22 protein-coding genes and 2 tRNA genes are annotated in these 24974 nt (G+C 38.8%); 11 read left to right on the plus strand and 13 right to left on the minus strand.

Annotated features, from left to right (window positions below; translation table 11 throughout):
* Nucleotides 1-190: 190 nt before the first annotated feature.
* The 3 genes from CWC30_RS11940 to CWC30_RS11950 form a co-directional block, all read right to left on the minus strand.
* Nucleotides 191-658 carry a YcxB family protein gene (locus CWC30_RS11940; RefSeq protein WP_138627193.1) on the minus strand — a complete coding sequence of 156 codons (468 nt, stop codon included), beginning with the start codon at nt 656-658 and terminating at the stop codon, nt 191-193.
* 171 nt (nt 659-829) lie between these two features.
* The gene (locus CWC30_RS11945) at nt 830-1021 is read right to left on the minus strand and encodes a hypothetical protein (RefSeq protein WP_013464127.1); all 192 of its coding nucleotides are present in this window, start codon (nt 1019-1021) and stop codon (nt 830-832) included.
* Between the two features lie 46 nt (nt 1022-1067).
* Nucleotides 1068-1241, minus strand: a complete 174-nt coding sequence (locus CWC30_RS11950) for a DUF1328 family protein (RefSeq protein WP_036980098.1) — start codon at nt 1239-1241, stop codon at nt 1068-1070.
* Between the two features lie 522 nt (nt 1242-1763).
* On the opposite strand from CWC30_RS11950, the gene CWC30_RS11955 reads away from it, so the two are divergent.
* The 5 genes from CWC30_RS11955 (at nt 1764) to CWC30_RS18400 (ending at nt 6289) form a co-directional block, all read left to right on the plus strand.
* Nucleotides 1764-2009 (plus strand): OadG family protein, encoded by a 246-nt coding sequence (locus CWC30_RS11955; protein ID WP_013464128.1) that lies wholly within the window; start codon nt 1764-1766, stop codon nt 2007-2009.
* 12 nt (nt 2010-2021) lie between these two features.
* On the plus strand, nt 2022-3803 hold the full coding sequence (gene oadA, locus CWC30_RS11960; protein WP_138627194.1) for a sodium-extruding oxaloacetate decarboxylase subunit alpha: 1782 nt from the start codon (nt 2022-2024) through the stop codon (nt 3801-3803).
* 14 nt (nt 3804-3817) lie between these two features.
* Complete coding sequence (locus CWC30_RS11965) at nt 3818-4948, plus strand: sodium ion-translocating decarboxylase subunit beta (RefSeq protein ID WP_013464130.1); 1131 nt, start codon at nt 3818-3820, stop codon at nt 4946-4948.
* Nucleotides 4949-5084: 136 nt separating this feature from the next.
* Nucleotides 5085-6056, plus strand: coding sequence for an aldo/keto reductase (locus tag CWC30_RS11970; protein ID WP_138627195.1), 972 nt, complete (start codon nt 5085-5087; stop codon nt 6054-6056).
* A gap of 56 nt (nt 6057-6112) precedes the next feature.
* The gene (locus tag CWC30_RS18400; RefSeq protein WP_171034712.1) at nt 6113-6289 is read left to right on the plus strand and encodes a hypothetical protein; all 177 of its coding nucleotides are present in this window, start codon (nt 6113-6115) and stop codon (nt 6287-6289) included.
* 81 nt (nt 6290-6370) lie between these two features.
* Here the strand turns inward: CWC30_RS18400 and CWC30_RS11975 are convergent, their stop codons facing one another.
* Nucleotides 6371-7684, minus strand: a complete 1314-nt coding sequence (locus CWC30_RS11975; RefSeq protein WP_036980092.1) for a peptidoglycan DD-metalloendopeptidase family protein — start codon at nt 7682-7684, stop codon at nt 6371-6373.
* A gap of 489 nt (nt 7685-8173) precedes the next feature.
* Between CWC30_RS11975 and tyrS the strand changes: the two genes are divergently transcribed.
* Nucleotides 8174-9373 carry a tyrosine--tRNA ligase gene (tyrS, locus tag CWC30_RS11980; protein WP_028834382.1) on the plus strand — a complete coding sequence of 400 codons (1200 nt, stop codon included), beginning with the start codon at nt 8174-8176 and terminating at the stop codon, nt 9371-9373.
* A 39-nt stretch (nt 9374-9412) separates the two neighbouring features.
* Here the strand turns inward: tyrS and CWC30_RS11985 are convergent, their stop codons facing one another.
* The 4 genes from CWC30_RS11985 to folE2 form a co-directional block, all read right to left on the minus strand.
* The gene (locus CWC30_RS11985) at nt 9413-10375 is read right to left on the minus strand and encodes a cobalamin biosynthesis protein CobD/CbiB (RefSeq protein ID WP_138627196.1); all 963 of its coding nucleotides are present in this window, start codon (nt 10373-10375) and stop codon (nt 9413-9415) included.
* Nucleotides 10376-11083 (minus strand): 5'-methylthioadenosine/S-adenosylhomocysteine nucleosidase, encoded by a 708-nt coding sequence (mtnN, locus tag CWC30_RS11990; protein ID WP_016900621.1) that lies wholly within the window; start codon nt 11081-11083, stop codon nt 10376-10378.
* A 109-nt stretch (nt 11084-11192) separates the two neighbouring features.
* Nucleotides 11193-11789 (minus strand): DUF2726 domain-containing protein, encoded by a 597-nt coding sequence (locus CWC30_RS11995; protein WP_138627197.1) that lies wholly within the window; start codon nt 11787-11789, stop codon nt 11193-11195.
* Nucleotides 11790-11891: 102 nt separating this feature from the next.
* A complete protein-coding gene (gene folE2 / locus CWC30_RS12000; RefSeq protein ID WP_138627198.1) occupies nt 11892-12812 on the minus strand; it encodes a GTP cyclohydrolase FolE2 in 921 nt (306 codons plus the stop codon).
* A gap of 207 nt (nt 12813-13019) precedes the next feature.
* Between folE2 and arcB the strand changes: the two genes are divergently transcribed.
* Complete coding sequence (arcB, locus tag CWC30_RS12005) at nt 13020-15338, plus strand: aerobic respiration two-component sensor histidine kinase ArcB (RefSeq protein ID WP_036980083.1); 2319 nt, start codon at nt 13020-13022, stop codon at nt 15336-15338.
* Between the two features lie 7 nt (nt 15339-15345).
* On the opposite strand, the gene arcA is transcribed toward arcB, so the two are convergent.
* The 4 genes from arcA to trmB all read right to left on the minus strand — a co-directional run bounded on the left by arcA (nt 15346) and on the right by trmB (nt 20086).
* A complete protein-coding gene (gene arcA / locus CWC30_RS12010) occupies nt 15346-16062 on the minus strand; it encodes a two-component system response regulator ArcA (RefSeq protein WP_008110444.1) in 717 nt (238 codons plus the stop codon).
* Between the two features lie 448 nt (nt 16063-16510).
* Nucleotides 16511-18115, minus strand: coding sequence for an ATP-binding protein (locus tag CWC30_RS12015; protein WP_138627199.1), 1605 nt, complete (start codon nt 18113-18115; stop codon nt 16511-16513).
* A gap of 183 nt (nt 18116-18298) precedes the next feature.
* Nucleotides 18299-19324 carry a methyltransferase gene (locus tag CWC30_RS12020; RefSeq protein WP_138627200.1) on the minus strand — a complete coding sequence of 342 codons (1026 nt, stop codon included), beginning with the start codon at nt 19322-19324 and terminating at the stop codon, nt 18299-18301.
* A 36-nt stretch (nt 19325-19360) separates the two neighbouring features.
* Entirely contained in the window at nt 19361-20086 is a 726-nt protein-coding gene (gene trmB / locus CWC30_RS12025) for a tRNA (guanosine(46)-N7)-methyltransferase TrmB (protein ID WP_036980079.1), read from the minus strand.
* Between the two features lie 150 nt (nt 20087-20236).
* Between trmB and mutY the strand changes: the two genes are divergently transcribed.
* Nucleotides 20237-21298 carry an A/G-specific adenine glycosylase gene (gene mutY / locus CWC30_RS12030; RefSeq protein WP_138627201.1) on the plus strand — a complete coding sequence of 354 codons (1062 nt, stop codon included), beginning with the start codon at nt 20237-20239 and terminating at the stop codon, nt 21296-21298.
* Nucleotides 21299-21331: 33 nt separating this feature from the next.
* On the plus strand, nt 21332-21604 hold the full coding sequence (locus CWC30_RS12035; RefSeq protein ID WP_013464143.1) for an oxidative damage protection protein: 273 nt from the start codon (nt 21332-21334) through the stop codon (nt 21602-21604).
* A 57-nt stretch (nt 21605-21661) separates the two neighbouring features.
* On the opposite strand, the gene CWC30_RS12040 is transcribed toward CWC30_RS12035, so the two are convergent.
* On the minus strand, nt 21662-24445 hold the full coding sequence (locus tag CWC30_RS12040; RefSeq protein WP_138627202.1) for an ATP-binding protein: 2784 nt from the start codon (nt 24443-24445) through the stop codon (nt 21662-21664).
* Between the two features lie 306 nt (nt 24446-24751).
* Here CWC30_RS12040 and CWC30_RS12045 point away from each other — a divergent pair.
* A tRNA-Phe gene (locus CWC30_RS12045) sits at nt 24752-24827 on the plus strand.
* A 72-nt stretch (nt 24828-24899) separates the two neighbouring features.
* Nucleotides 24900-24972 (plus strand) — tRNA-Thr (locus tag CWC30_RS12050).
* Nucleotides 24973-24974: the final 2 nt, after the last annotated feature.

The following is a 24974-nucleotide window of genomic DNA, read 5'->3' on the forward strand; positions in this document are numbered from 1 at the left end:
GTGTTCAGGTCGAAGCCCTGGGACAATCCCTAAAAAGCTAAAAGAACTACGTGAAAACGGTAAACGGCTAATATTACCGGAGAAAAGAAAGCGAAAAGCTTATCCGCGAGCGGTGCTGGCAAAGACACAAAAATATCCGGTTAGATATAAACGAAAAAACACCACTCGTTCTTAAACGAGTGGTGTTAACTCACTGAGTGGCTTTTTTGTTTATAAAATCAATCGTTTCTTCGTCGAGTATTGCCTTAGAAATGTATTGCATACCGCTTTTACTTTTAAACAATAGTCCACAATCTGTAGTAATAATTTCGTTAATGTCGTGCCAAGCTAACTGGTAATTTTTGTAATGATTGGTTGATTTTATTCCGTCTTCGTCGAAGGTGAGAGTGACTTCAGAACCAGACGCTCTGCTTAGCATTTGCCTGGTAACCCACCATGGGCGGCGATAGTAAAAAGCGATGCATTCGAGTAGGGCTAGCATCAGCAAAAATGTACCTAGGTAATGATCTCCTAAACCATAAATACCAAATAATCCCAATACAACAAGCAGTGCTAATAAAAAATATTTAGGTTGCGCGCGTTTACTATAAGGCAGCGATTGGTCGAAGCATTCATAAAAGTAAGGTTTATCGAGTTTATAGGTTGTCGTAAATACCATGCATCTATACTTAAAAGCTATTTTTTATCATTTTAGCAAGCTATATGGCAAATGCGCAGCTTAAAAAGAATTAATAGTTCAGAGTTTGTAATTAATGGGTAGCAACTTGGCAACTAATACTAAACACAAAAAAAAGCGACCAAATGGTCGCTTTTTAAAAAGGGGGCTGAATTAGCAATTTGTTTCTTCAGCGTTGACTCCTTCTTTTACTTCTTCACAGGCATCTTCTACTTTATTTTGAACATCTGTCACGGCTTCGTCGATGCGTTCACCGGCTTCTTCTGCATGATTGTCTTCACAACCCATAATAAATGCACTTGCGAATAGGCCAATAGCTGCTGCTTTAAGTGTTGATGATTTCATAATGTAATTCCTTGTATATAAATTTAAAAAGCTCGTTGTTTCTTATCTACTTGGGGCTTTTACCACGTAAAGCGCCAGAGACAAGTGAAATAACCAGTAAAACTATAAAGATAAAAAATATGATCTTAGCAATTCCTGCTGCGGCTCCTGCAATACCACCAAATCCTAAAACGGCTGCGATTAGTGCGATCACCAAAAATGTAATTGTCCAGCGTAACATTGTCATCTCCTTGATTTATCTAAGTGTTAAAGTGTTGTTTTTATATAAGCGAGTAATATGCCAGTATTTTATTTTGTTTTAAATCAATAGTTTAACTTATCTTTTTGAGTTTGGCTTTATATTAGGTTGGTAATTTTTACGGTTTTATCTGTAACTTATTCACAGTGGTGTCTGATGAGATAATAAATAGTTTTTACAGTCGTTATTTTGGTAAGACCAATTAATATTTGCTTTGGCGGTTTTTAGTGGATTAGCTCATTAGGTATATTTTTATGTGTTTTTACAGAATATTAGGGTTTTTATATATTCTTTATTTATAACGAACATTTTTACCATCTATATATATAGGTTAAATAAGCTATTTTAGGTGGTGTTAACCTTATTGGTGATATGTTACTTTTAGATTAATTGGTTTTACCAATTTACAATGTGTAGACAAAAGAGTAGTTTTTGTTACTATTGGTGAATATTTATTTAAATAAACTGACTTTTTATGTATTCAGTTTTGAACAGGGGAGAATTATGGATATAGGGGCTTTGCTCACAACTGCAGGCAATTTAATGCTAACCGGTATGGTGGGGGTGTTTGTATTTCTTTCTTTATTGATTGGTGCAGTGACAGTTATGTCTAAGCTGGCTAGCAAATTTTCTCAGCCAGAACTTGAAGTATCACAGAGAACACCATCTTTTAAATCTCAAGGTGTGCCAAATGAGCACATCGCTGCAATTAGTGCTGCCATTGCTCAGTACAAAACAAATAATAATTAGAGGAGCATACCAATGGCTAAATTAAAAATAACAGAACTAGTACTTCGAGACGCCCATCAGTCGCTTTTAGCTACCCGCATGCGATTAGACGACATGTTACCTATTGCAAAAAAAATTGATGACGCAGGTTATTGGTCTATAGAGTCTTGGGGTGGGGCTACCTTTGACTCATGTATTCGTTATTTAGGCGAAGATCCTTGGGAGCGTATTCGCGCGCTTAAAAAGGCGATGCCAAATACACCCCAGCAAATGTTACTTCGCGGTCAAAATTTATTGGGGTATCGCCATTATGCTGATGACGTTGTTGAAAAGTTTGTTGAGCGCGCACACAAAAATGGCGTAGACGTATTTCGCATTTTTGATGCCATGAATGATGTACGTAACTTAGAAACTGCTATAAAAGCGGCGGTTAAGGTAGGCGCGCATGCCCAAGGTACGATTTCTTACACGGTAAGCCCAGTACACACATTGGATATGTGGCTAACACTTGCTAAACAGCTTGAAGAATTAGGTTGTCATTCAATTTGTATTAAAGATATGGCGGGATTGCTTAAGCCTTACGATGCAGAAAAACTGATTAAAGGCTTAAAAGAAACGGTTTCAATTCCTATTGCCATGCAATGTCATGCAACAACGGGTTTAAGCACCGCTACTTATCAAAAAGCAATTGATGCCGGCATTGATATGCTCGACACAGCTGTATCGTCTATGAGTATGACTTATGGTCATTCAGCAACTGAAACAATTGCTGCAATCGTTGAAGGGACCGAGCGTGATACCGGGCTTGATTTAAACCACCTAGAAGAAATTGCCGCTTACTTTAGAGACGTACGTAAAAAGTACGCTGCGTTTGAAGGCAGCTTAAAAGGTGTCGATGGCCGAATTTTATTAGCCCAAGTGCCAGGTGGTATGTTAACTAACATGGAAAACCAGCTTAAAGAGCAAGGTGCTGCTGATAAACTAAACGAAGTATTACTTGAAATTCCACGAGTACGTGAAGATTTAGGCTTTATTCCACTCGTTACACCTACCTCACAAATTGTTGGTACTCAGGCAGTACTTAATGTGCTTACTGGCGAGCGCTATAAAACCATCACCAAAGAAACTGCTGGCGTATTAAAAGGTGAGTATGGTTCAACACCTGCACCAATGAATAAAGAGCTTCAAGAGCGCGTACTTGATGGCAGTGAAGCAATTACCTGTCGCCCTGCAGATATTATTAAACCTGAACTTGAAACGCTTGAGGCTGAATTAAGTAAACTTGCGCAAGAGCAAGGCTTAACGCTTGCTGATGAGCAAATTGATGATGTGCTCACGTATGCCTTATTCCCACAAATTGGTTTGAAGTTTATTAAAAACCGTAATAACCCTGACGCATTTGAACCTGTTCCCAGCGCTGATGATAACGCCAATAAAGCACCTGAAAAATCAGCGGCAAGCAATAAAGGCGTTAAGGCTGAGCAATACAGCGTTAAAGTAGACGGTAAAGTATACGATGTCGTGGTTGCTCAAGGTGGTGAGCTTAAAGAGGTTACGTTAAAAGACTCTGAGCATATTCCGCAGTCGGCATCAGTTGCTTCAGGTGAAACTCTTAATGCGCCACTTGCCGGTAATATCTTTAAAATTAAAGTAAAGCCAGGTCAGGTAGTAAATGAAGGCGATGTGGTGATTATTATGGAAGCCATGAAAATGGAAACCGAAGTACGCGCCATGCATACCGGTACAATTGCAGACGTGCTTGTCTCTGAAGGTGATTCAGTGTCAACCGGCGATGCAATGATTGCATTAGCTTAAGGAGTAATTAGAGGATGGATGGTATTTTAAACCTCTGGCATGCCACAGGCATTGCTAACTTTACATTTCCTGGGCTGATCATGATTGCCGTTGGTTGTTTGTTATTATTTTTAGCTATAGTTAAAAACTTTGAGCCGCTACTATTACTGCCCATTGGTTTTGGTGCTATTTTAACTAATATTCCTGTGGCAGGTTTATCTGACCCTGGTGGCTTACTTTATTATGTTTACTATGTAGGTATTGATACCGGAATTTTTCCGTTATTAATATTTATGGGAGTGGGCGCGCTCACTGACTTTAGTGCGTTAATTGCCAACCCGCGTATGTTGTTATTAGGTGCTGCGGCGCAGTTTGGTATTTTTGCTACCTTATTTGGGGCTATTTTACTTAACTTCATCCCAGGGTTTGAGTTTAGTTTACAAGATGCGTCAGCAATTGCCATTATTGGTGGCGCTGATGGGCCAACCGCTATCTTTTTAGCGTCAAAACTGGCGCCTGATTTATTAGGTGCTATAGCCGTGGCTGCGTACTCATACATGGCGTTGGTTCCTATTATTCAGCCGCCTATCATGCGTGCGTTTACAACGCCTGAAGAGCGTAAAATTCAAATGCCAGAACTGCGTAAAGTATCAAAAAAGGAAAAAATTATTTTTCCGCTGATGGTACTTACTTTAACTGCGCTCTTTTTACCAGCCGCCATTCCACTGGTTGGTATGTTTTGTTTAGGTAACTTAATGCGTGAGTCGGGTGTGGTCGATAGGCTAAGTAACAGTGCTCAAAACGAAATTATTAATATAACCACCATATTTCTAGGACTAGCGGTAGGCTCTAAGCTTGCTGCCGAGCAGTTCTTAACAGTGGAAACCATTGGTATTTTAGTACTGGGCGCAATGGCGTTTGCTATTGGTACGGCCTCAGGTGTATTTATGGCAAAAGGCTTAAATAAAATATCAAAAACCCCAATTAATCCATTAATTGGTGCAGCGGGTGTATCGGCTGTTCCTATGGCGGCTCGTGTAGTTAATAAAGTCGGTCTTGAAAATAACCCGCACAACTTTTTACTGATGCATGCCATGGGGCCTAATGTAGCTGGCGTACTGGGAAGTGCTGTTGCTGCAGGTATTTTATTAGCACTTGTTGGCTAGTAATATTTAATCCAACCATTAGCGCAGTTTACTGCGCTTTTTTTTGCCTAAAATTTAATGTTTTAGATTAAGCGGTTTCTTGTATAGGGTTTTTTGTTTAAAGTAATCACTCTTCATTTTTTTTAAGGGCTGTCAAATGTTACACACACCGCTGGCAAAATATTTACCCAAGGTTAGTAAGCTTGTATTTGGTTGTATGGGTTTAGGAGGTGCTTGGAATAAAGACGCCATCAACAGTGGGCACTTAAAGCAAGCCCATTCATGCATAGACGCAGCATTGGAAAGCGGGATTAACTTTTTTGATCATGCTGATATTTATACTTTAGGCAAAGCTGAGCAGGTTTTTGGTAAAGCGTTGGCTGAGCGTCCTGAGCTTAGAGAACAAATGTATATTCAGTCTAAGTGTGGTATTCGCTTTGCTGATGAGAAAAACTCGCAGCGTTATGATTTTTCTGCTGATTGGATTGAGCGTTCTGTTGAGGGCTCACTTAAACGATTAAATACCTACTACTTAGATGTGCTTATGTTGCATCGCCCCGATCCATTAATGGAGGTGGAGGAAGTTGCGCAAATATTTAGCTGTTTAAAAGAAAGTGGCAAAGTGCGTCATTTTGCAGTTTCTAATATGTCTCAACATCAAATAAGGTTTTTGCAGCGCGCTTTAGATATGCCAATTGTGGCAAATCAAATAGAGGCCAGTTTACAAAAACATCAGTGGGTTGATGAGGGTATTTATGTGGGTAATGCCGATGGCAAAGATATTAACTTTACCCCAGGGTGTGTTGAGTATTGTCGTGAGCATGACATTCAAATTCAGAGTTGGGGCAGTTTGTGCCAAGGTTTATACTCAGGCGGTGACCTGTCAAAAGCGTCACAAGCGGATGTAAACACGAGTATTTTAGTTAGTAAGCTTGCCGTTTTATATGGCACAAGTGCAGAAGCTATTGTATTGGCATGGCTACTTCGCCATCCTGCATCGATTCAGCCAATTATAGGCACAACTAATGTAGATCGTATTAAGGCATCGAGTGATGCAATTAATATTAATTTAAGTCGAGAGCATTGGTATGAGTTATATATTAGCGCGAAAGGCTGCGCTTTGCCGTGAGTTAATACCCGTTTCAATATTATTTGAACGAATTGGTATAATACAAAGGTGTTGATATGAATATATTTGTCATTTTAATTAGCTTAGTGATTGCTTTGGTGATCATTATTCCTTTGCTAGAAAAGTACCAAAGTAGAATGGGGCTAGAGGGTGCTACCAAATACAGCAAGTATATTTGGCCATTAGTCATGATATCTTTGGTTGTGCAGCTAATTTACGTACTTGTAAATTAAGTTTGAAACTTAAATATCACACACAAAAAAGCCTTTGCGGGTAACCCCAGCAAAGGCTTTTTTATTTAATCAGTGAAGTGGTTATCTAAGTGCTAGTTGTAGCTCACGACTGCGCTCTAGTTGTGCGATAAAGTTATCAGCAATAGGCTTAAATTTAGCAAGCTCTGAACGAGGTAATGGTTCAGACTTAGGTAGTTTTACGGTTTTAGGGTTACGGTGAACGCCGTTAACCAAAAACTCATAATGTAAATGCGCACCGGTTACACGACCAGTTGAGCCAACAGTACCTATTTTTTCTCCCTGTTTTACCTTTTGCCCTGTTCTGACTAGGCGCTTGTTAAGGTGTAAGTACTTAGTAACATATTGAGTACCATGGCTAATAAATACGTAATTACCATTATATTTGCTATAGCCTGCTTTAATTACTTTACCATTACCCGATGATACAACTGGCGTACCGGTACGTGCAGCGTAATCAATGCCGCGATGTGCTTTCACTTGTCCTGTAACGGGGTGTAGGCGGCGAGGGTTAAAGCTTGAACTAATATATTTGAAATTAACAGGCGCACGCAAAAAGGCTTTTTTCATACTACGGCCTTCAGGGGTGTAAAAGTTACCGTCTGTGTGACGAATAGCGGTGTAACGCTCACCTTGGTTTATAAATTCAGCGGCAATTATTTTACCGGTGCCAATAAACTCACCGTCAACAAAATGAGACTCATAAATTAAGCCAAATTCGTCACCCTTGCGAATGTCGTTTGCAAAATCGACGTCCCAACCAAATATATCGGCAAAGTTCATGATTTGGCGTTCACTTAAACCTGCTGCAATTGCAGAGGTCCAAAAGCTACTTGAAATTTCCCCACCGGCTGTTTTGCTCAGTGTTTCTATTTCTTTGCTGTCAATTGAGGTGTCGTATTGGCCTTCGTCATTAAGTGTAACGAATAGTGTATCCGTTTTAGAAATAACGTAGCGTAATTGAGCTAATGAACCGTCTTCGGCGGTAGCAAAGCTTAACGTTTCACCTGGGTGAATTTTAGTTAGCTTACGTGTTTCAGCGTTGGTGTTTACAAGTTTATGCAGCGTTTGTGCAGAAAAACCAGCGCGCTTAAAAATAATCGCTAAATTGTCACCATTTTTAACTTGGTGATCGACAAAATCATATTCTGGAAGTTTTTGTGCTGCCTGCTCTGAATTTAGGTCAGTGAGTTTTTCGTTCTCACCTACTTTAATTTGTAATTCATAGCGCTTACCAATTTCTAGTGTGTTTTCACTATTGTCTTTGGATGCAGTGGCTTTTTCAGAAGGAAGAAAGGCTAAGGCAACAATAGCAGAAACCAAACCTAGAATAAGCATTTTGTGTTTTTTGGGGAGCGTGTTAACCACGTGAACCATAACGTGCCTTTTTCTGCTGTCAAGATAATAAATAGGTTATATTGCAGGATATAACGAATAATCTGTGAATACTAGTATTTTGTAGATTTAAACTCGAGTTAAATTAGGCTAAAATCGTAGGGTATTCAGGCTGTTTGTGTTTAAAGTTGAACTGTTACACTATTTTATATTCTTGGATACTTTGCTTTTTCATCATAATGTTATATTAGTTTATAAAACGGTTTAATTACGAGAAGTGATTAATTTGTAAACTGTTTTTAGTTTGTGATAAACACTTTTGGCGTATTATTAATCGCTCATTTATATCCCCTTTTAGAACGTACACCCTGCATTTTAGTTGGTGCTGCGATTAGTTAAAAAAGTTGTTCTAATTAGGTGGAAATTTGTTATGTTAGCTAAATAGTTTTATTTGCTTTGTGATAACGCGCTAGCAATAAACCGTGAGCATATTACACCCCTTCGTTGTCAGAATTTTTGGAGTAACACACAGTGGATTTACAAACCGCTCTAGCAGAGATAAAACGCGGTGCAGAAGAGATATTAATTGAAGATGAGTTGGTTGAAAAATTAAAGTCGGGGAAAAAGCTAAAAATTAAAGCTGGTTTTGATCCTACGGCTCCAGATTTACACCTAGGTCACACTGTACTCATTAATAAAATGAAAACCTTTCAAGATTTAGGTCATGAGGTTATTTTTTTAATTGGTGATTTTACCGGTATGATTGGCGATCCAACGGGCAAAAATGTGACCCGTAAACCACTTACACGTGATGACGTGCTTGCCAACGCCGAAACCTATAAAGAGCAGGTGTTCAAAATTTTAGACCCGGCTAAAACAACCGTCGCTTTTAACTCTACGTGGATGGAGAAATTAGGCGCTGCGGGGATGATAAAATTAGCAGCGCGTCAAACTGTGGCGCGTATGCTTGAGCGTGATGATTTTAAAAAGCGCTATGCTGGCGGTCAATCGATTGCGATTCATGAGTTTTTGTATCCACTGGTGCAAGGCTGGGATTCAGTCGCATTAGAGTCAGATGTTGAGCTAGGCGGCACCGATCAGCGTTTTAACCTATTAATGGGTCGTGAGCTGCAAAAAGATGAAGGTCAAAAACCACAAACAGTATTAATGATGCCTTTACTTGAGGGAACTGACGGCGTTCAGAAAATGTCGAAGTCACTCGGTAATTATATTGGTATTACTGATACGCCTTCAGATATGTTCGGTAAAATCATGTCAATTAGTGACGTACTCATGTGGCGTTACTACGATTTGCTAAGTAGCCTTTCTATTGAGCAAATTGCAGCGCAAAAACAGCGTGTAGAGCAGGGCACTAACCCGCGCGATATTAAAATTGAATTAGCTAAAGAGCTAATTGCGCGTTTTCACAGTGAAGCTGATGCGCAAGCTGCTCATGATGACTTCATCCAGCGTTTTCAGAAAAAAGCTTTGCCAGATGAAATCCCTGAGCTGACAGTTAATATTGATGAAGAGTCAATTTTAATCGCTAACTTACTTAAAGAAGCGGGCTTAGTAGCGAGTACCTCAGAAGCCATGAGGATGATCAAACAAGGTGCAGTAAAGCTTAACGGCGAAGACAAAATTACAGATACCAAATTGGAAATTGCAAAAGGCACAACGGCTATTTACCAAGTAGGTAAACGCAAATTTGCAAATATCACCGTAGCTTAAAACTTCGGACATTATAAAAACCAGCTACGGCTGGTTTTTTTATGCGAACTTAAAAACGAGAACAGCCTTAATAACTTCAACGCTAATAATAATCAGAAACCAAAAAAGGCGAATTTGGTTAAGTGTATTGAGTAGTTGTGGTACGTCATCGGCGTTGGGAAGACGCTCTACACCGACACGCATTTTATTAAAACGCTGTGTATTATAAATAGCAGGCCCACCAAGTTGTACCCCCAAAGATGCAGAACATACACTAAGTAACCAGCCTGTATTGGTTTGATAGAAGTGTCGGCCATAATGCTTAATATAATGCATGCTTTTTTTACTGGCCTTTAGTGAGGCAATTGTCAGCGCGAGTAAACGTATGGGAATGTACTCAACAATAAAAAGAACCAGTTTAAGCGGCATCAAAAAAGAGCTATTTGGAGCTATATCACTTCGCCACGCCTGTTGAATTAAAGTGATTAAACGATAGGCTAGAGCGGCGACGGGGCCCAATACTAAAAATATGAAAATTACCACAAAGTAATGACGCGCCGTTCTAAGTATGACACTTTCCATAATGGCTTTAATAATCCCGGGGCTTGAAAGTGCAATAACTTCTCGGGCTACTAGTGGCTTTAATAATTCGCGTGCTGTCGATTTTTGATTTTTTTTGACTAGCCTAGCTATGCGTATCGCTTTTTTGTTCAGGTTACTGTTTTCTAGACATAAATATAAAATAAGACCTGATAACAGCTCGGGGTAAAAGGCAAACTGAAGCAGTAAAACTACAATAATAAGCACAGTACTAAGTATAAGCGTACTTGCCATTGAGGCTGCTAAGTAATGATATTGCTTGGTGTCTGTTTTTTTATAAATACGCTGGCTTATAGCGCTAAAAATAGCAGAGAGTATGTGGTTAGGGTGATACCAACTTACTAAAGGTAAAAAGCGCTCAGCAAGGAGCGCACAAATAAATACAATAAAGTCCAAATGATTTTGAACAATATTATTGAGCATTTACAGCGTAACCGCCGTTAATTTCTCAAGTAACGCTACGACCATTTTTGATGAATTTATAGAGGCTGTTTCTAAGTATTCTTCAAATGATTGCGGCGACTCTTTGCCTGCAATATCAGACATTGAGCGAATAACAACAAATGGTGTATTAAGTGCAAAACACGTTTGCGCAATTGATGCACCTTCCATCTCTACTGCTAGCATTGTAGGGAAGTCACTGCGTGCTTTTTCAATACGAACAGGGTCGCACATAAACGAGTCGCCGGTGCAAATTAAACCGACAAGGGTTTTTACTTCACTAATTTGTGCAATTGTTTGCTCGGCGGCTTCTACAAGTTTAGGGTGAGCAGTAAAACCTGCTGGCATTTGTGGTACTTGGCCAATTTCGTAACCAAACGCTGTTACATCAACATCGTGATGACGTACTTCAGATGAAATTACTACATCGCCAACGTTTAGTGATGGGTCGAATCCACCGGCAGAGCCAGTGTTAATAACACAATCTGGATTGAAGTTATCGATAAGTAATGTGGTTGCGATTGTCGAAGCGACTTTACCAATACCTGATTGCACTAAAGTGACGGTATTGCCTGCAAGCTCGCCTGTGTAAAAAGTAAAACCAGCCTTGGTTAAAACTTGTGGATTTTGCATCGCCTCGCGCAAAATTTTAACTTCTGGCTCCATTGCGCCAATAATACCAACATTCATAGTGTTAAATTCCTGAGTTTGAATACGGTGATTATACTGCAAAAAATAACGTGGGGTAAAACAAACAAAAATGCGAGCTTAAAAAGCCCGCACTTTATAAACTTATTGATTATATTTCAGCAAGGGCTGTTGATTGTGCCTTTGCTTGAGAAGGAGACAATACCGCAGGTTTATGAACTCTAACACGTGTGGGTCGTGAAGATTTAGATGCCGCTGGCTTACCTAATTTAAACATAATTGCATCGCGTACTTCGCTTGGGCGGTAGCCTGCCTTCACTTTCATACGAATATGTGGAATACCTGCGGCTTCCAATGCGCCATTAACAAACCAGTCGCGCTGTGCTTTGTGGCCATCTTTATTGGCGTTATTAACTAAGTCAACCGCAGCCACTATGGTCATTTTTTCTTTATCTACTAAAACAAAGTCGAGCTGCTTATTTTTTGCTTTAGCCATTGCCGCACGTTTAGATTTAACAGACAGGCCTTGTTTACAGTCAATCACATCGATTAGTTTAACGCGACTAACAATTTTATATTGATCGCCAACGGCGCGCTCTAATAAATTCAGAAACGCCCCTTCTACTTGGGTAAATACACTTTGCTTACGAGTAAAAGGATAAGGGTTTCCGCCGTCATCATTAAATTTTGACGCAACGACAGATGCCCCAACAACTAGCACTAATATTAATAATAAAGCGAATTCCATACGGTAACTCCATAACAACAAATTGACACTGCTTGTCTAAAGCAATTTATGTGCCCAAATAGTTGTTATGGTTGTTTTATTAACGAATGGGGATGAGCACTATTATGCTTTATAGCCGCCTTCAATACCTTTTACGGCAATCGCAACTGCATCATGAGCATGTAAAGACTCATAATGGTTAATTTGCAGGAAATAATCGGTAAACTCTTTTGACTCTAACGTTGTTTTAATTTTTCGTGCTGCGTCTTCACAAAACATTAAATTTTGACCGTTTAAGCGAGCAAACTCTTGTTCGTCTTCACGTTTTACCGCAGCTTGTACTGGTGTTTTTAGCTCATCTTCTAGTAAGTTTATTAAGTTAACCACATCAAACTGTTCAATGTTATTTGCTAATTTAACTTTAACATTAGCAATTGAACGCTGTGAATGCGGGGTTGCTACAATCCCTTGAGTTGTTCCAAGCCACTCTAAAACTTCTGATTGAGTGAGTGTTTCTTGAGAAAAATTTTCGCTGAATGCGTTTTGAATTAATTGGCGAGCCAGTGCTGCAGAGCAGGGGCAAGTTGATGAATAAGTCACATCAACGCTGAGCTCAAAACTAATAACGCCTTGATTTATAGTGCTGGTAAGTACAATGGGATAGCTTTTCCAACCTGCTTTACCACTAAGTAATGACTTACGGCGTAGCGGCAATTCAAATTTAAATTCAATGTGTGCTTTATCACTTAAGCCTTCATGACTGGTGATAAAGGTATCTAAGGCTTGTGCTAAGGTTTCTGGATTGACCTGTTGCTCAGTTGAGAGGTGATCCAACGCTAAAAATAGTCGCGACATATGAATGCCTTTAGCATCTTCTTTGTGTAAATTAACAAAGGCGCGTGCTTTTGCATTAACGGTAACTGGAGCTAAATCAAGAGATTCAAAAATAAAAGGCAGCTCTATATCGCCCATACCTACCCAGTCTAATTTACCTGTTTGTAATGCGGCAGCCGTGTTAGCAATATCTGGCATAGTTTTTTGCATGATACGTTACTCGTTATTTGCAATATTTAAAACGCCGCATTTTACACTAAATAAAGATTTGCTGAAATGCAGCAAATAACACCAAACATGAAATTTTATTGTTTTTGTCGCACAACATGAAAATAGCTGATAGAAAATGCTAAAATTAGCCTTTAACCTTGAAAGGTCAACAGACCCTAAGCATTTAGCTAAGAGAAAAACTGATATATGACTGATTCTTCTTTGAACCCGTGGGTTAGAGTTCTTTCCAGTTCAATAACTCGTTTTGGTGAGTTTAAAACTGCAGCTATTTGCTATGCATTATTACTGACAATATCGCTGGTTTTATCAAGTATGTTTTATTACGTTGCCATAGGCGAAGTAAACTTGGTTGATATACTCGCCGTGGTATTTTTTACCTCGGTTGTTTCTCCTTTAGTTATCAGCATATTATTAAACTCTATTCGGCAACTTGATGCCTCTTATGCTTATTTAGATAGTGCCACAAAACAAGAGAAGCTTTTAAATCAAACCCTCAAAGACAATATTAACCGCTTAAACATTGAAATTGACGAACGTAAAATGGCTTTTCATGCCAAACACCGAGCAATAGAAGAGCTTAGGCGTGAAATTGCAGAGCGTAAAAAAACACAACAAGAACTCGCACAGCAAGGCATGTTACTGCGCTCAATTGTAGATTCCTCGCCGGATTTATTTTATTACCGCGATAACAACGGGGTGTTTGCTGGTTGTAATAAAATGTTTGAAGAGGTGATGGGTAAAACCAGTGGTGAACTTATTGGTAAAGCCGCAGAAGAAATATTCCCAAGCCACTTTTTATCAGAAGTACTCAGAACCGATGAGCAGGTTGAGCGTACGCACCAAGGTTTAACTATAGATGTGGAGTACTCAGTAAACGGTGAAATTAGGTGGTTTGAATTGCGTAAACTTCCCTTTATTAATGAACAAGGGGATTACATTGGTTTACTAGCGTTTGGCCGTGATATTACCAGTCGTAAAGAAGCTGCGCAGGCACTAGAAACAGCTTATAAAGATAAAGGGAAATTTATTGCCACATTAAGCCATGAGTTACGCACACCGCTTAATGGTATTGTGGGCTTAACGCGCATGCTACTGGATACCGAACTAAACAAACAGCAACGCAGTTGGTGTAATACCGTGTTTTCAAGCGCCGAAACACTAGGTAATATATTCAACGATATTATAGATTTAGATAAAATTGACCGTGAGCAGTTAGATATTGCCGCCAACGAAATTAATGTTTCGGACTTTATCAACGATGTAGTTAACTTTGCAGGCCTTATTGCTGAGCAAAAAGAGCTTTCGTTTGAAGTGAAGCGTTCTGGCATGCTTGACATATATGCTTTGCTTGACCCGACCCGTTTACGCCAAGTGGTGTGGAACTTAATTAATAACGCTGTTAAGTTTACTCAACAAGGGAGCGTAACCTTAGATTGTGCCAGAGAAAACCGTGAAGATGGCCCTTGGCTTATTATTAAAATACTCGATACCGGTGAAGGCATTCCACAAGAGCAACTAACACGCATTTTTGACATGTACTATAAAGCGCCAGATCTTAAAGGCACCAATGCCATTGGTTCAGGTATTGGCTTAGCTGTCACCAAAGCGTTAGTAAGCGCAATGAAAGGCACAATAACGGTTAATAGTACCCCAGGAGAGGGCAGCTGCTTTACGGTACAAATTCCGCTGAATTTATGTAGTGCTCCTACCGAACATAGTTATGTTGGGCGTAGCTTATATATTTTATTAGTGGAGGATGTGCCACTTAATGCTGAAATTGCTACTAACCTACTAGAGCAACGTGGACACGAAGTGCTGTGGGCTGAAACGGGTGAAGATGCTTTATCGTTTGTCGAAACTGAAGATGACTTAGATTTAGTCTTACTTGATATGCAGTTGCCTGATATTAATGGTGACGAAGTGGCAAGACAAATTCGCGCTCAAAGTCATTTTGATCAGCTTCCAATAGTGGCATTAACGGCCAATGTACGCAGTGCTGAAGAGGAGCTTGAGGGTATTTCTATTCAAGGCGCACTAGCTAAACCAATAAACACAAGCAAGTTAGATAATATGCTCGCTGAACTCTTTGGCATTAAGCAAGTGCAAACCGAGGCTCCTCAACGAGTGGTCAATCAAGCGTTATTAAATCAAATTAATACTGACTTGTTGGATGTTGAAACCATTGAAGACTTTGTAAATTCGATGGGCGTTGAAGTATTTAAACGCAGTAGCCAGTTGTTCGCAAAGCTAAATCCGCAGTACCAACAAGAACTGTTAGCTTCGTTAAACGCTGCTGATAGAGAAGAGTACAAATCGGTTGCGCATAAGTTAAAAGGTGCGGCTGGTTCGGTCGGTCTTAATGATGTTCAGTTGCATGCAAAGCAAATGGAGCATGGGGCGCTGGAGCAAAGTGACGAAGTGTTAGCTGTGTGGCTTGAGGAGTTAACAGATAAAATAAATGAAGGACAACAGGCCCTTCATTTATTTTTACAGCAATTAGAGTAATAACTAATTAGCTATCGATTTTACCAATGAAACGGTAACCTTCACCATGGATGGTGCTGATTAACTCAGATGTTGAGTTGTCGCTTTCAAAGTGTTTGCGGATACGACGAATTGTTACGTCAACCGTACGGTCGTTAGCGCGAAGCTCTCGGCCAGTCATGTGTTTAATTAGTTGTTCACGGCTAAATATACGACCCGGAGAGTCAAGCATTAAACGCAGTGCTCTGTATTCGCCTTTAGGTAGACGTTTCGCGTCTCCGTTTGGAGAAGTAAGGCAGCGACTATTTTCGTCAAGTTCCCAACCGTTAAAGGTGATCACGCCATTTGTTTCAATAGCAGACTCTTCACCACCTAATGCAGTACGCGTAATTAAGTTACGAGCACGAATAGTTAATTCACGCGGGTTGAAAGGCTTAGTAATATAGTCATCAGCACCAATTTCAAGACCTAAAATACGGTCTACATCGTTGTCACGGCCTGTTAAGAAAATAAGACCAACTTTGCGTTTTTGGCGTAATTCGCGAGCTAAAATAAGCCCGTTTTTACCTGGCAGATTGATGTCCATAACTACAAGATTGACGTCATCGTTATTTGTAAGCTTATCATGCATATCATCGCCATCAATGGCTTCAATAACTTTGTAACCTTCGGCTTCAAATAAACTAACGAGGTTTAGTCTAGTTACGTCTTCATCCTCTACGATCAGAATGACTGGCGTTTGCATTTTTAATTAACCTTTTTGTAGAGTGTTTTATTTTAAAATCGGTGTGATCATCAAAACCGACTACTAGAATTATAGGATTATATCTAAATGTTAACAAGTAAAAACAAATTAGATAAAAACAGCTGCGCGCTCAAACTATTATTAAAAACCGCGGCTTAATTGATACTTAACGTTGGATGTATAACTTGAATTATAAAGTCGAAGCCATTTCCCTTTAATAATTGATACATCCATCAACCACCTAAAGATACTTAAAATAATCAGACTAATTCAAAACGAAATTATATCACTTTACAATTTTTCATCAATGTATGTGATATGTTAAACACAATTAAGTTCATTAATTGTGTGAAAATACAGAATTAATGATACAACTGTTCAATAAGTGCTGTCTTAGTATGGTCATAAAGTCGTAATTCAAGAGCAGAGAACGGATTTATTTCACTTTTTAAAATAGCGTAATAATAAATCGTGCTCCTGATTGATACTCAGTATCTAACACAATTTCTCCAGCCAAAGCCTGGGTCACTAAGTTGTAAACTAAATGCATGCCTAATCCACTGGCTCCTTGACCGCGTTTTGAAGTAACAAAGGGGTCAAAAATTTTCGCTCTTATGTTGCTCTCTACACCTAGGCCGTTATCGGTGTAGGTAATTTGTGTTTTTGTGCTTGTTGCCACAATATCAATTTGCACTACATTGTCACCGCCAGCTACAAATCCGTGTAGTAGGGAGTTTAAAATTAGTTGATGGAAAACTTGCTGCAGTGGCCCTTTTTTACTTTCAACGGTTAAATCTGCTGGGCAATTTATAAGAACTTTAGGATTTTTTATTCTTAACTCTTGCCCCATAGACAATAATGTATCGTTTATGAGCTGCTGAAAGTGAACGGTGCTAGTGATTTCATCATCTTTGATCACGGCCACTTTTTTAAAGTTAGAAATAAGCTCTGCGACACGGTTTAAACTACTGTAGATGAGGTCTAAGTTTTCAATGCCATCGTTAGTAAATTGCTCAAATTGACTGGCAGTCAATGACTTATTTTGAAAGTTAATTTGTAGCTCCGCGAGTTTATCCCTTAGTAAAGTAGAACCGGTGATCCCAAGCCCTATAGGGGTATTTACCTCATGAGCTACACCTGCCACCATTTGCCCTAATGAAGCCATTTTTTTGTTTTCGACAATTTGAGTTTGGTATTGGTGCATCTTTTCAAGTGTAGATAGCAACTCTTTATTTGCTTCTCTGAGCGCGATGGTTCGTTGGCTTACTTTTTCTTCAAGATTTGAGTTTAGTAGCTTAATTTCTTTTTTATCTTCTTCGTGGCGCTCTATTTGTCTTTGTGTTCGCGCCAGCATTACATTTAAGCTGTTAGAAAGCCTGGTTATTTCAGTTAAGTTTGTTAAAGGCGCCCGGGCGTAGTAGTTATGATTTTTAGCTATGTTTTGCAGTAACAAGCTTAAGTTTTCTATTGGGCTGGCTATCCTTTTTTGTAGCCTTAAAATAATCAAAGAGATAAAAATAAGTATTAAAGCGATAATGGCAATATCAACTATAATTTTTTTAGTGATAAACTTATTTAAGTTATCCAAGCTGCCCCTAATATACACATAACCCAGTAACTGATCTTTATTGAGTATTGGAGTAATGTACTCAATAAACTCATCACCTACTTGGGGTTCTATAAAGTCGTTAATACTGTCTGTTTTGATTGGTACAGGTGGCGATTTTTGAGCATTAAAACTGGTAAAAAATACTGGTTTATTTGTTTGCTCATCTAGCGCATAAATATGTAAGTTTGTGACCGATGAGACTTGTTGAAGAAGCTTTAACCGCCTTTCTTCTGCAGGTCTATTTTTATTCAGTAATGACGGCATTGCATCAAAAGCAATGATCTCTGACACCAGCACAAGTTTACTAATGAGCTGCTTTTTTTGCTCTTGTGTACTTAAGTAAGTAGAAATAGAAAGAGATAATAGCAAACAGATGGCTGTTATAAGCATGATGGTTTTAAACAATATACTACGAATGCTATTTTGCTCTACAGTTTTAGGCATTGCGAGAGGGTCATCCGTGTCAATTGTGAATGTAATAAATACTAGTTTAGCAAAAACAGGAAAAAGTGAAGCAAAAAGATTAGCTTAATTACACTATTTATTTTTAGTTAATCTACGTCATAAAGTAAATATGCGGCTAATATACCGCATATCTATATTTTGATAGGGGATTAATAATTAGTTTTAGCTACTGTATACAGCAAACTTATTATTCTTAAACACTGTTTGATAACTATCAAATTGGGCTTCTAAAATAGGTGGATATTTTAAAAAGCTATTAGCAACAATAGTGAGCTTACCTGTTTTAGTTAGGTGCTGTTTGGCATCATTTAAAAACGATTCGGCTACTGTGTAATCGGTCGCAATACCGGTATGAAATGGTGGGTTACTAATAATTAAATCAAACTTACCTGCAATGCTGTTTAAACCATCGCTCAGTACGGCTTCACCATTAACGTTATTAAGTTTAAGCGTTTGTGTTGTTGCATAGGCAGCTAGTGCGCTTACATCACTACATGTAAATGTAAGAGCCGGATTTTTTAGCCCTAAAAACGTAGCAATAAGCCCCGCGCCACAACCAAAGTCAAGAACGTTACCGTGTTTTATATTTGGTGCATTTTCTAATAGCATTTTAGTGCCTGCATCAAGGCCGCCATGGTTAAACACGCCAGGAATACTTACAGCAGTAAACTCAATATCACTTACGTTTACCACAAACTCTTTGTGGTAAGTACTAATATCAAATGTTGAATTCAGGGTTATTTCTGAAAATGAATATAAAACGCAGTGTTTTGCAGAGTCAATTTTATTACTAAACGCCGTTTTATTGGCGAGTTGCTTTTCGATTGATTTTACACCGCTTTTGTTTTCGCCAACGACTAGCAGCTCAGCTTCTTTACTTATCACTGCGCGTATGTTGTCTAATGCCATTAATAGCTCAGGCTTAGACTTGGGGTAATAAAGAATTACTAAATCATATTCACCGGCGCTAATCGTGTGATTAACTTCTACATTTATACCCGATATGTTTTTAGCAAATTCACCATTTGCATGGTTATAGCTAAAAGCCGTTATTTTACTTTGTGGGTTGAGCGTTTTTAGCTCATTTAAAAAGCCATCTTGAACAAAGTTGACCACCAATATTGATTTACCTTTTAGCTCCTCGCTGTTGCGAAGTAATAATAGGCTCGGATTGGTTAATACGCTCATAAATGGCTTTACCTTACTTGATTATTTAATTAACGGTTATTTAGTACGTTCGAACATTAAATCCCATACGCCATGGCCTAAACGATGGCCACGTTGTTCAAACTTAGTCAGCGGGCGTGAATCAGGACGAGGTACATAGTCGTTAGTCTCTGATTGGTTTTTGTAACCAGGTGCTGCTTGCATTACTTCAAGCATATGCTCTGCATAGTTTTCCCAATCGGTTGCCATATGAAAAACGCCGCCAATTTTTAATTTAGAACGTAGTTTTTCTGCAAACTCAGTTTGTACAATACGGCGCTTATGGTGACGCTTTTTGTGCCATGGATCAGGGAAGAACAATTGTAAGGTCGATAAGCTTTCATCACTTATACAATCTGCAAGGACTTCAACGGCGTCGTGTTCAAATACACGAAGATTAGTAACGCCTGCTTCGTCGGCATCCATTAAGCACGCGCCAACGCCTGGGCGATGTACTTCTATACCGATAAAGTTAAGATGCGGTGCATTTTTTGCCATTTCAACCAATGACTTGCCCATACCAAAGCCAATTTCTAACACTACATCATTGTCATTTCCAAATACTGCGTTTAAATCAAGTAGGCCGTTTTTATGCTCAAGCCCCATTGTTGGCCAGCATTTTTCGATTGCAGCGGCTTGGCCTTTGGTTAATCGGCCTTCGCGTTTTACAAAACTACGAATAGTGCGGATATACTTACCTTCTTGCTTAGCTTGCTCAAGGTTGTTGTTACTTGATTCACTCATATTATTGGCCTGACAAAACAATGTGTTTAAAAATGGTTGCGTATTATCCCTGACCCGCGCGGGGTTGACAAGCTCTAGGGCGTTATAGCTTGATCTTTTCAACAACTACAATAGACTGAGCCGCCATTAAGCATTAGTAAAAAAGTAAATATGTTGGATTTAAAAAAGCAGCAGTCTGATTGGTTTTCTAACCAAGTAGTTGATTGGTATCATCTCCATGGGCGCAAAACATTGCCATGGCAATTAGCTAAAACACCTTATAAAGTATGGGTGTCTGAGGTGATGCTGCAGCAAACCCAAGTTGTGACTGTTATTCCTTATTTCGAAAAGTTTATGCAAAGCTTTCCCGATATTATTGCTTTAGCAAATGCTGATGAAGATCAGGTTCTGCATCACTGGACTGGTCTAGGTTACTATGCACGCGCGCGCAACTTACATAAAACGGCCAAAATAGTGCGAGACAAATATCAAGGCCAGTTTCCCAGCACACTTGAAGAGGTAATGGATTTACCCGGAATAGGGCGCTCCACTGCCGGTGCTGTTTTATCTTTATCTTTGGGGCAGCATCATCCTATTCTTGATGGTAATGTTAAAAGAGTGCTTGCGCGATTTTTCATGGTTGAAGGTTGGTATGGCGTCAAAAAGGTAGAAAATCAGCTGTGGCATTTAAGTGAACAACTCACCCCTAAAAATAATGTGACTGAGTTTAATCAAGCTATGATGGATTTAGGGGCAAGCCTTTGTTCACGAAGTCGTTTTGACTGTGAAGCATGCCCGTTAAAAACACAATGTGGTGCTTTTAATGCGGGTAAGGTTAAAGAGTTTCCACATTCTAAACCTAAAAAAGCAGTGCCTAAAAAAAGTTGTCATCAGTTAATCATTAAACATAACAACAAAGTACTCATGGAAAAACGCCCAAGTAGTGGCATTTGGGGGGGATTATTTGGGTTTTTTGAATTTAATGAGCACAGTGAGCTCGATACTTTTTTAGCACAGCAAGGGCTAAAAAGTGAGCTTGAGATATTAGCGCCTTTTAGCCATGTGTTCTCACATTTTGAGCTAACCATAAACCCACATGTGCTCAATGTTCAGCAAATCCCTGATGTGGTGAACGACAAGCAATTAATATGGTATCCACTTGATCAATCAATAGAGGTGGGTTTAGCTGCACCGACTAAAAAGTTGGTTAAACAAATGAGCCCAATAGGTTAAACTAGCAGCATTTAGCGTTAGAGAGAATAAATCATGGCACGTACTGTATTTTGTCAAAAGTTACAAAAAGAAGCTGAAGGCCTTGGATTTCAACTTTATCCTGGGGAAATTGGCGAAAAGATTTTTAATAATATATCTAAAGAAGCATGGGGACAGTGGCAGCATAAACAAACGATGCTGATCAACGAAAAGCATTTAAATATGATGGACCCAGAACATCGTACCTTTTTAGAAGAGCAAATGGTTGGCTTTTTATTTGAAGGAAAAGAGGTTGAGATTGAAGGCTATAAGCCAGTAGAAAAATAATCGTTAAAAAAGGGCTAAAAAGCCCTTTTTTGTTGTGCATACCTATGTTCAGTTTAGTTAAATCAAGTCATCTTGTTGATCGTGGTTTCTAATTTGTTCTTTTAAAAATTGTGCTGCTCTTGAATATTCAATTTCGAGCTCATCTCTCATCTCAATTAACTCATCGGCATTGATTTCATCAGCCTTACACTTATCCTCAAATGACTGCGCTAAATCAGCCACAATATTAGCCCCCACTGTTTTTGATATAGATTTCAATTGATGGCAGGCAGCTATAATTTCACTTTGACTCTTTTGTAGTACCGCAAAGTTGATTGATTTAATTTGTTCTTGGCTTTGCTCTAAATACATTTTAAAGAAGCGAATTTTTTTAGCATCATCGCCATTTATATATTTGTTGGCAGACTCCATGTTAATAGGCATGGCTGGCTTTTCAGCTGAGCTAATTTGTTTTGGCTGTTTATTATCTAAATCGCTCCATTGATTTAATATGTCCTCAAGCGCATTTAACTCAATCGGTTTAGTTATAAAGTCATTAATTCCCACAGCTAAACAGCGCTCTCTTTCGCCTTTTAAGGCATTGGCTGTTACAGCAATAATATAAGGTTGGGCATCGATTGCTTCTAACAGTGCCGCTTCCTCTCTAATCTTTTCAACCATATCGTAGCCAGACATTTTCGGCATATGTAAATCGGTTAGGATGAGCGAATAGCTGTTTTTACGCCACATCTCTATGCCTTCCTCACCATTATTCGCTACTTCCACACTATACCCTAGTATGTGTAACTGCTCGGTAAGTACCTCTTGGTTTAGTAAGTTATCTTCTACCAATAAAACAAGCCTATTTGCAGCGAGTGCTTCTTCTGAATTTAAATAATGATTCATGCTTTTAGCTTTTTTTATTTGCTTAGGTTTATGTAAGCCCGCCGCAACCAAAATTGAAAGCATAAAGTTAGATTTGCACAGTGGTGAAGCATTAATATAAAAAATATTTTTATGATTAATAACGGCTTCATCTAGCTTACTTAATACCACCATTTGCTGATTATTATCTTCTAGTGAGTAAAGTAAACTTCTCAGCAAAGTGCTAATGCTACTCATGTCGTCAATACCATCAACAACCCAAATAATATCCTTTGTGTCTTGATGATTTTCTATGTCCTTTTGCTCATGGGTATAGGTTATTTTGGCCCCCATAAATGACAAGTAACGATAAATTACCTTGCCGCGTTCAGCATTATCACTAACAACAACAACATGTTTACCATTTAGTGTATTTTTATGAGCAAATTCAGTTTTACCTGCCGTTGAAAAAGGCAGTTCAACGGTAAACTCACTACCAATCCCCTCATGGCTTGTAACATGTATAGTACCAAGCATTAGCTCGGTTAAGCTTTTACAAATTGAAAGCCCAAGTCCTGTACCGCCAAATTCTCGGGTAATTGAGCTTTCAGCTTGAGTAAATGGGCTGAATATTTTCCTTAATTGAGACTGACTCATTCCTTTACCGTTATCAACTACACAAAAACGGAGTGTAAAATGATCGGCAGTGTTGTGTGCCACTTCAACCGATATTTTCACCCTACCTTGGGTTGAGCCATTGGTGCTGGTAAATTTAATGGCATTACTACATAAGTTATAGAGTACTTGGCGAACTCTGACTGAGTCGCCCATAAGGTTATTAGGAATATCGGGTGCAATTGATAAATCGAGTTCTAGGTGACGATTTTTTGCAACTGACGATAACACCTTTGCGACTTCTTCTAGTGTATCTGCAACAGAAAAGGGAGTCGGGTCTATATTGAGCTTTCCTGCTTCAATTTTAGAAAAATCCAAAATATCATCTAAGATACTTAGCAGCGAGAATGCAGATTCACGAATAATTGTACTTAAACGTTGCTGTGCACCATCAAGTTCTGTTTGACGAAGTAAATCAATGGTACCAATTACGCCATTCATTGGTGTTCTTATTTCATGACTCATAGTGGCTAAAAAGGTGGTTTTAGTTTCACTGGCTTTTAGCGCTTTTTGCGTTTGTTTCTCTAACTCAAAGGTTCTGTTTTGTACTTCTGTTTCAAGGCTTGTTTGTAATTTTTTTAACTCTTTTTTTGCCGCTTGATCGTCAGCTTGAACCTTACTCACCTTTTTGAGTAATAAATTAACTTGTTGAGCTACCGTTTCTAAACCACCCTCTAGTTGCTCATTTAGGGTGCTTTGATAGTTATCGTTTTGCGTAATTTCTTTTAGTTCTTGAGTAAGTGAATCAGTATTTTTATGTAATCGCTTGTTAATGTATTTATTCAGCATGAATGCTAATACAAACAGCACTACCAGTGCAGCAAAGGCTATAATATAGGCATTTAGTGGTGAGTGTTGATTTGATGGTGTAACTGAGGACTGTGTTTGTTCAATAATAAGCTCTCCAATTATCTGCCCCTCTGATGAGATTAAATGATGAAGAGTATTTTGTTCTTTAATATATTTATTAACAGCTAAAGGCGCAATTGCTTTACTGTTATTGCTATAAACTAACTCGGCTTGATTATTGGCATTAAAACGGTGGAGCGTATATTTATAATCATCATTGAGTAAGGTGGTCATATCGAGTAATTGCGTGACCTTGTCTTGCTCGTATATTGTTAATGCTTCTGCTAAAGGCTGATCAAGACGCTCAGCAAGTTTTGTTAACGATAAAGTAGAGGTTGGAGCAGATGCGTTGTTATCAGCATTGCCTTGTGAATAAAGCACAAAGGCGACTACAAATAATGCGGTTATTATAAGGTTACTAACTAAGAATAAAGGTAGTAGGCCTTTTATTGCTGAAGAGGGCTTGCTCTGCATGAGTTTTCCTGTGGTCTTATTATTAAAACGGTAAGCCTGTACCGAAAGTTATTATTCAATCGTAACACCTAAAAAAAATAATTCACTACGTTTTTTAAACTCTTTTGTTGGATAAATACACTGTATTAACGAAAATAGCCTCGAGTTGTTTGAAAACCGTTCAAACGATTATAAAGAATAAAAAAAAAGTTGACTTGTAGGGGCAAAACTCGTTTAATACGCCGCACGCCCAGATAGCCAGTTAGTAGAGCTAGCTGGGAATTGCATTAAAAATCAGTTAAGATTTTTAATTAGCACTGTTTAAGTGCCTCGATAGCTCAGTTGGTAGAGCAGAGGATTGAAAATCCTCGTGTCCCTGGTTCGATTCCGGGTCGAGGCACCATTATTAAAGTAATAGTGTTTCAAATCATAAGATTAAACGTTATTACACGTGCCTTAGCACACAGTTTAGTGTGCCGACTTAGCTCAGCTGGTAGAGCAACTGACTTGTAATCAGTAGGTCAACCGTTCGACTCGGTTAGTCGGCACC

The organism is Pseudoalteromonas sp. S4741 (genome assembly GCF_005886135.1).
Lineage (GTDB): Bacteria > Pseudomonadota > Gammaproteobacteria > Enterobacterales > Alteromonadaceae > Pseudoalteromonas > Pseudoalteromonas tetraodonis.

Excerpts from the sequence above, each read along its gene's own strand:
- CWC30_RS11940 (WP_138627193.1), bottom strand. The coding sequence starts at position 658 with ATGGTATTTACGACAACCTATAAACTCGATAAACCTTACTTTTATGAA.
- CWC30_RS11945 (WP_013464127.1), bottom strand. The coding sequence starts at position 1,021 with ATGAAATCATCAACACTTAAAGCAGCAGCTATTGGCCTATTCGCAAGT.
- CWC30_RS11950 (WP_036980098.1), bottom strand. The coding sequence starts at position 1,241 with ATGTTACGCTGGACAATTACATTTTTGGTGATCGCACTAATCGCAGCC.
- CWC30_RS11955 (WP_013464128.1), top strand. The coding sequence starts at position 1,764 with ATGGATATAGGGGCTTTGCTCACAACTGCAGGCAATTTAATGCTAACC.
- oadA (WP_138627194.1), top strand. The coding sequence starts at position 2,022 with ATGGCTAAATTAAAAATAACAGAACTAGTACTTCGAGACGCCCATCAG.
- CWC30_RS11965 (WP_013464130.1), top strand. The coding sequence starts at position 3,818 with ATGGATGGTATTTTAAACCTCTGGCATGCCACAGGCATTGCTAACTTT.
- CWC30_RS11970 (WP_138627195.1), top strand. The coding sequence starts at position 5,085 with ATGTTACACACACCGCTGGCAAAATATTTACCCAAGGTTAGTAAGCTT.
- CWC30_RS18400 (WP_171034712.1), top strand. The coding sequence starts at position 6,113 with ATGAATATATTTGTCATTTTAATTAGCTTAGTGATTGCTTTGGTGATC.
- CWC30_RS11975 (WP_036980092.1), bottom strand. The coding sequence starts at position 7,684 with ATGGTTCACGTGGTTAACACGCTCCCCAAAAAACACAAAATGCTTATT.
- CWC30_RS11985 (WP_138627196.1), bottom strand. The coding sequence starts at position 10,375 with ATGCTCAATAATATTGTTCAAAATCATTTGGACTTTATTGTATTTATT.
- mtnN (WP_016900621.1), bottom strand. The coding sequence starts at position 11,083 with ATGAATGTTGGTATTATTGGCGCAATGGAGCCAGAAGTTAAAATTTTG.
- CWC30_RS11995 (WP_138627197.1), bottom strand. The coding sequence starts at position 11,789 with ATGGAATTCGCTTTATTATTAATATTAGTGCTAGTTGTTGGGGCATCT.
- folE2 (WP_138627198.1), bottom strand. The coding sequence starts at position 12,812 with ATGCAAAAAACTATGCCAGATATTGCTAACACGGCTGCCGCATTACAA.
- arcB (WP_036980083.1), top strand. The coding sequence starts at position 13,020 with ATGACTGATTCTTCTTTGAACCCGTGGGTTAGAGTTCTTTCCAGTTCA.
- arcA (WP_008110444.1), bottom strand. The coding sequence starts at position 16,062 with ATGCAAACGCCAGTCATTCTGATCGTAGAGGATGAAGACGTAACTAGA.
- CWC30_RS12015 (WP_138627199.1), bottom strand. The coding sequence starts at position 18,115 with ATGCCTAAAACTGTAGAGCAAAATAGCATTCGTAGTATATTGTTTAAA.
- CWC30_RS12020 (WP_138627200.1), bottom strand. The coding sequence starts at position 19,324 with ATGAGCGTATTAACCAATCCGAGCCTATTATTACTTCGCAACAGCGAG.
- trmB (WP_036980079.1), bottom strand. The coding sequence starts at position 20,086 with ATGAGTGAATCAAGTAACAACAACCTTGAGCAAGCTAAGCAAGAAGGT.
- mutY (WP_138627201.1), top strand. The coding sequence starts at position 20,237 with ATGTTGGATTTAAAAAAGCAGCAGTCTGATTGGTTTTCTAACCAAGTA.
- CWC30_RS12035 (WP_013464143.1), top strand. The coding sequence starts at position 21,332 with ATGGCACGTACTGTATTTTGTCAAAAGTTACAAAAAGAAGCTGAAGGC.
- CWC30_RS12040 (WP_138627202.1), bottom strand. The coding sequence starts at position 24,445 with ATGCAGAGCAAGCCCTCTTCAGCAATAAAAGGCCTACTACCTTTATTC.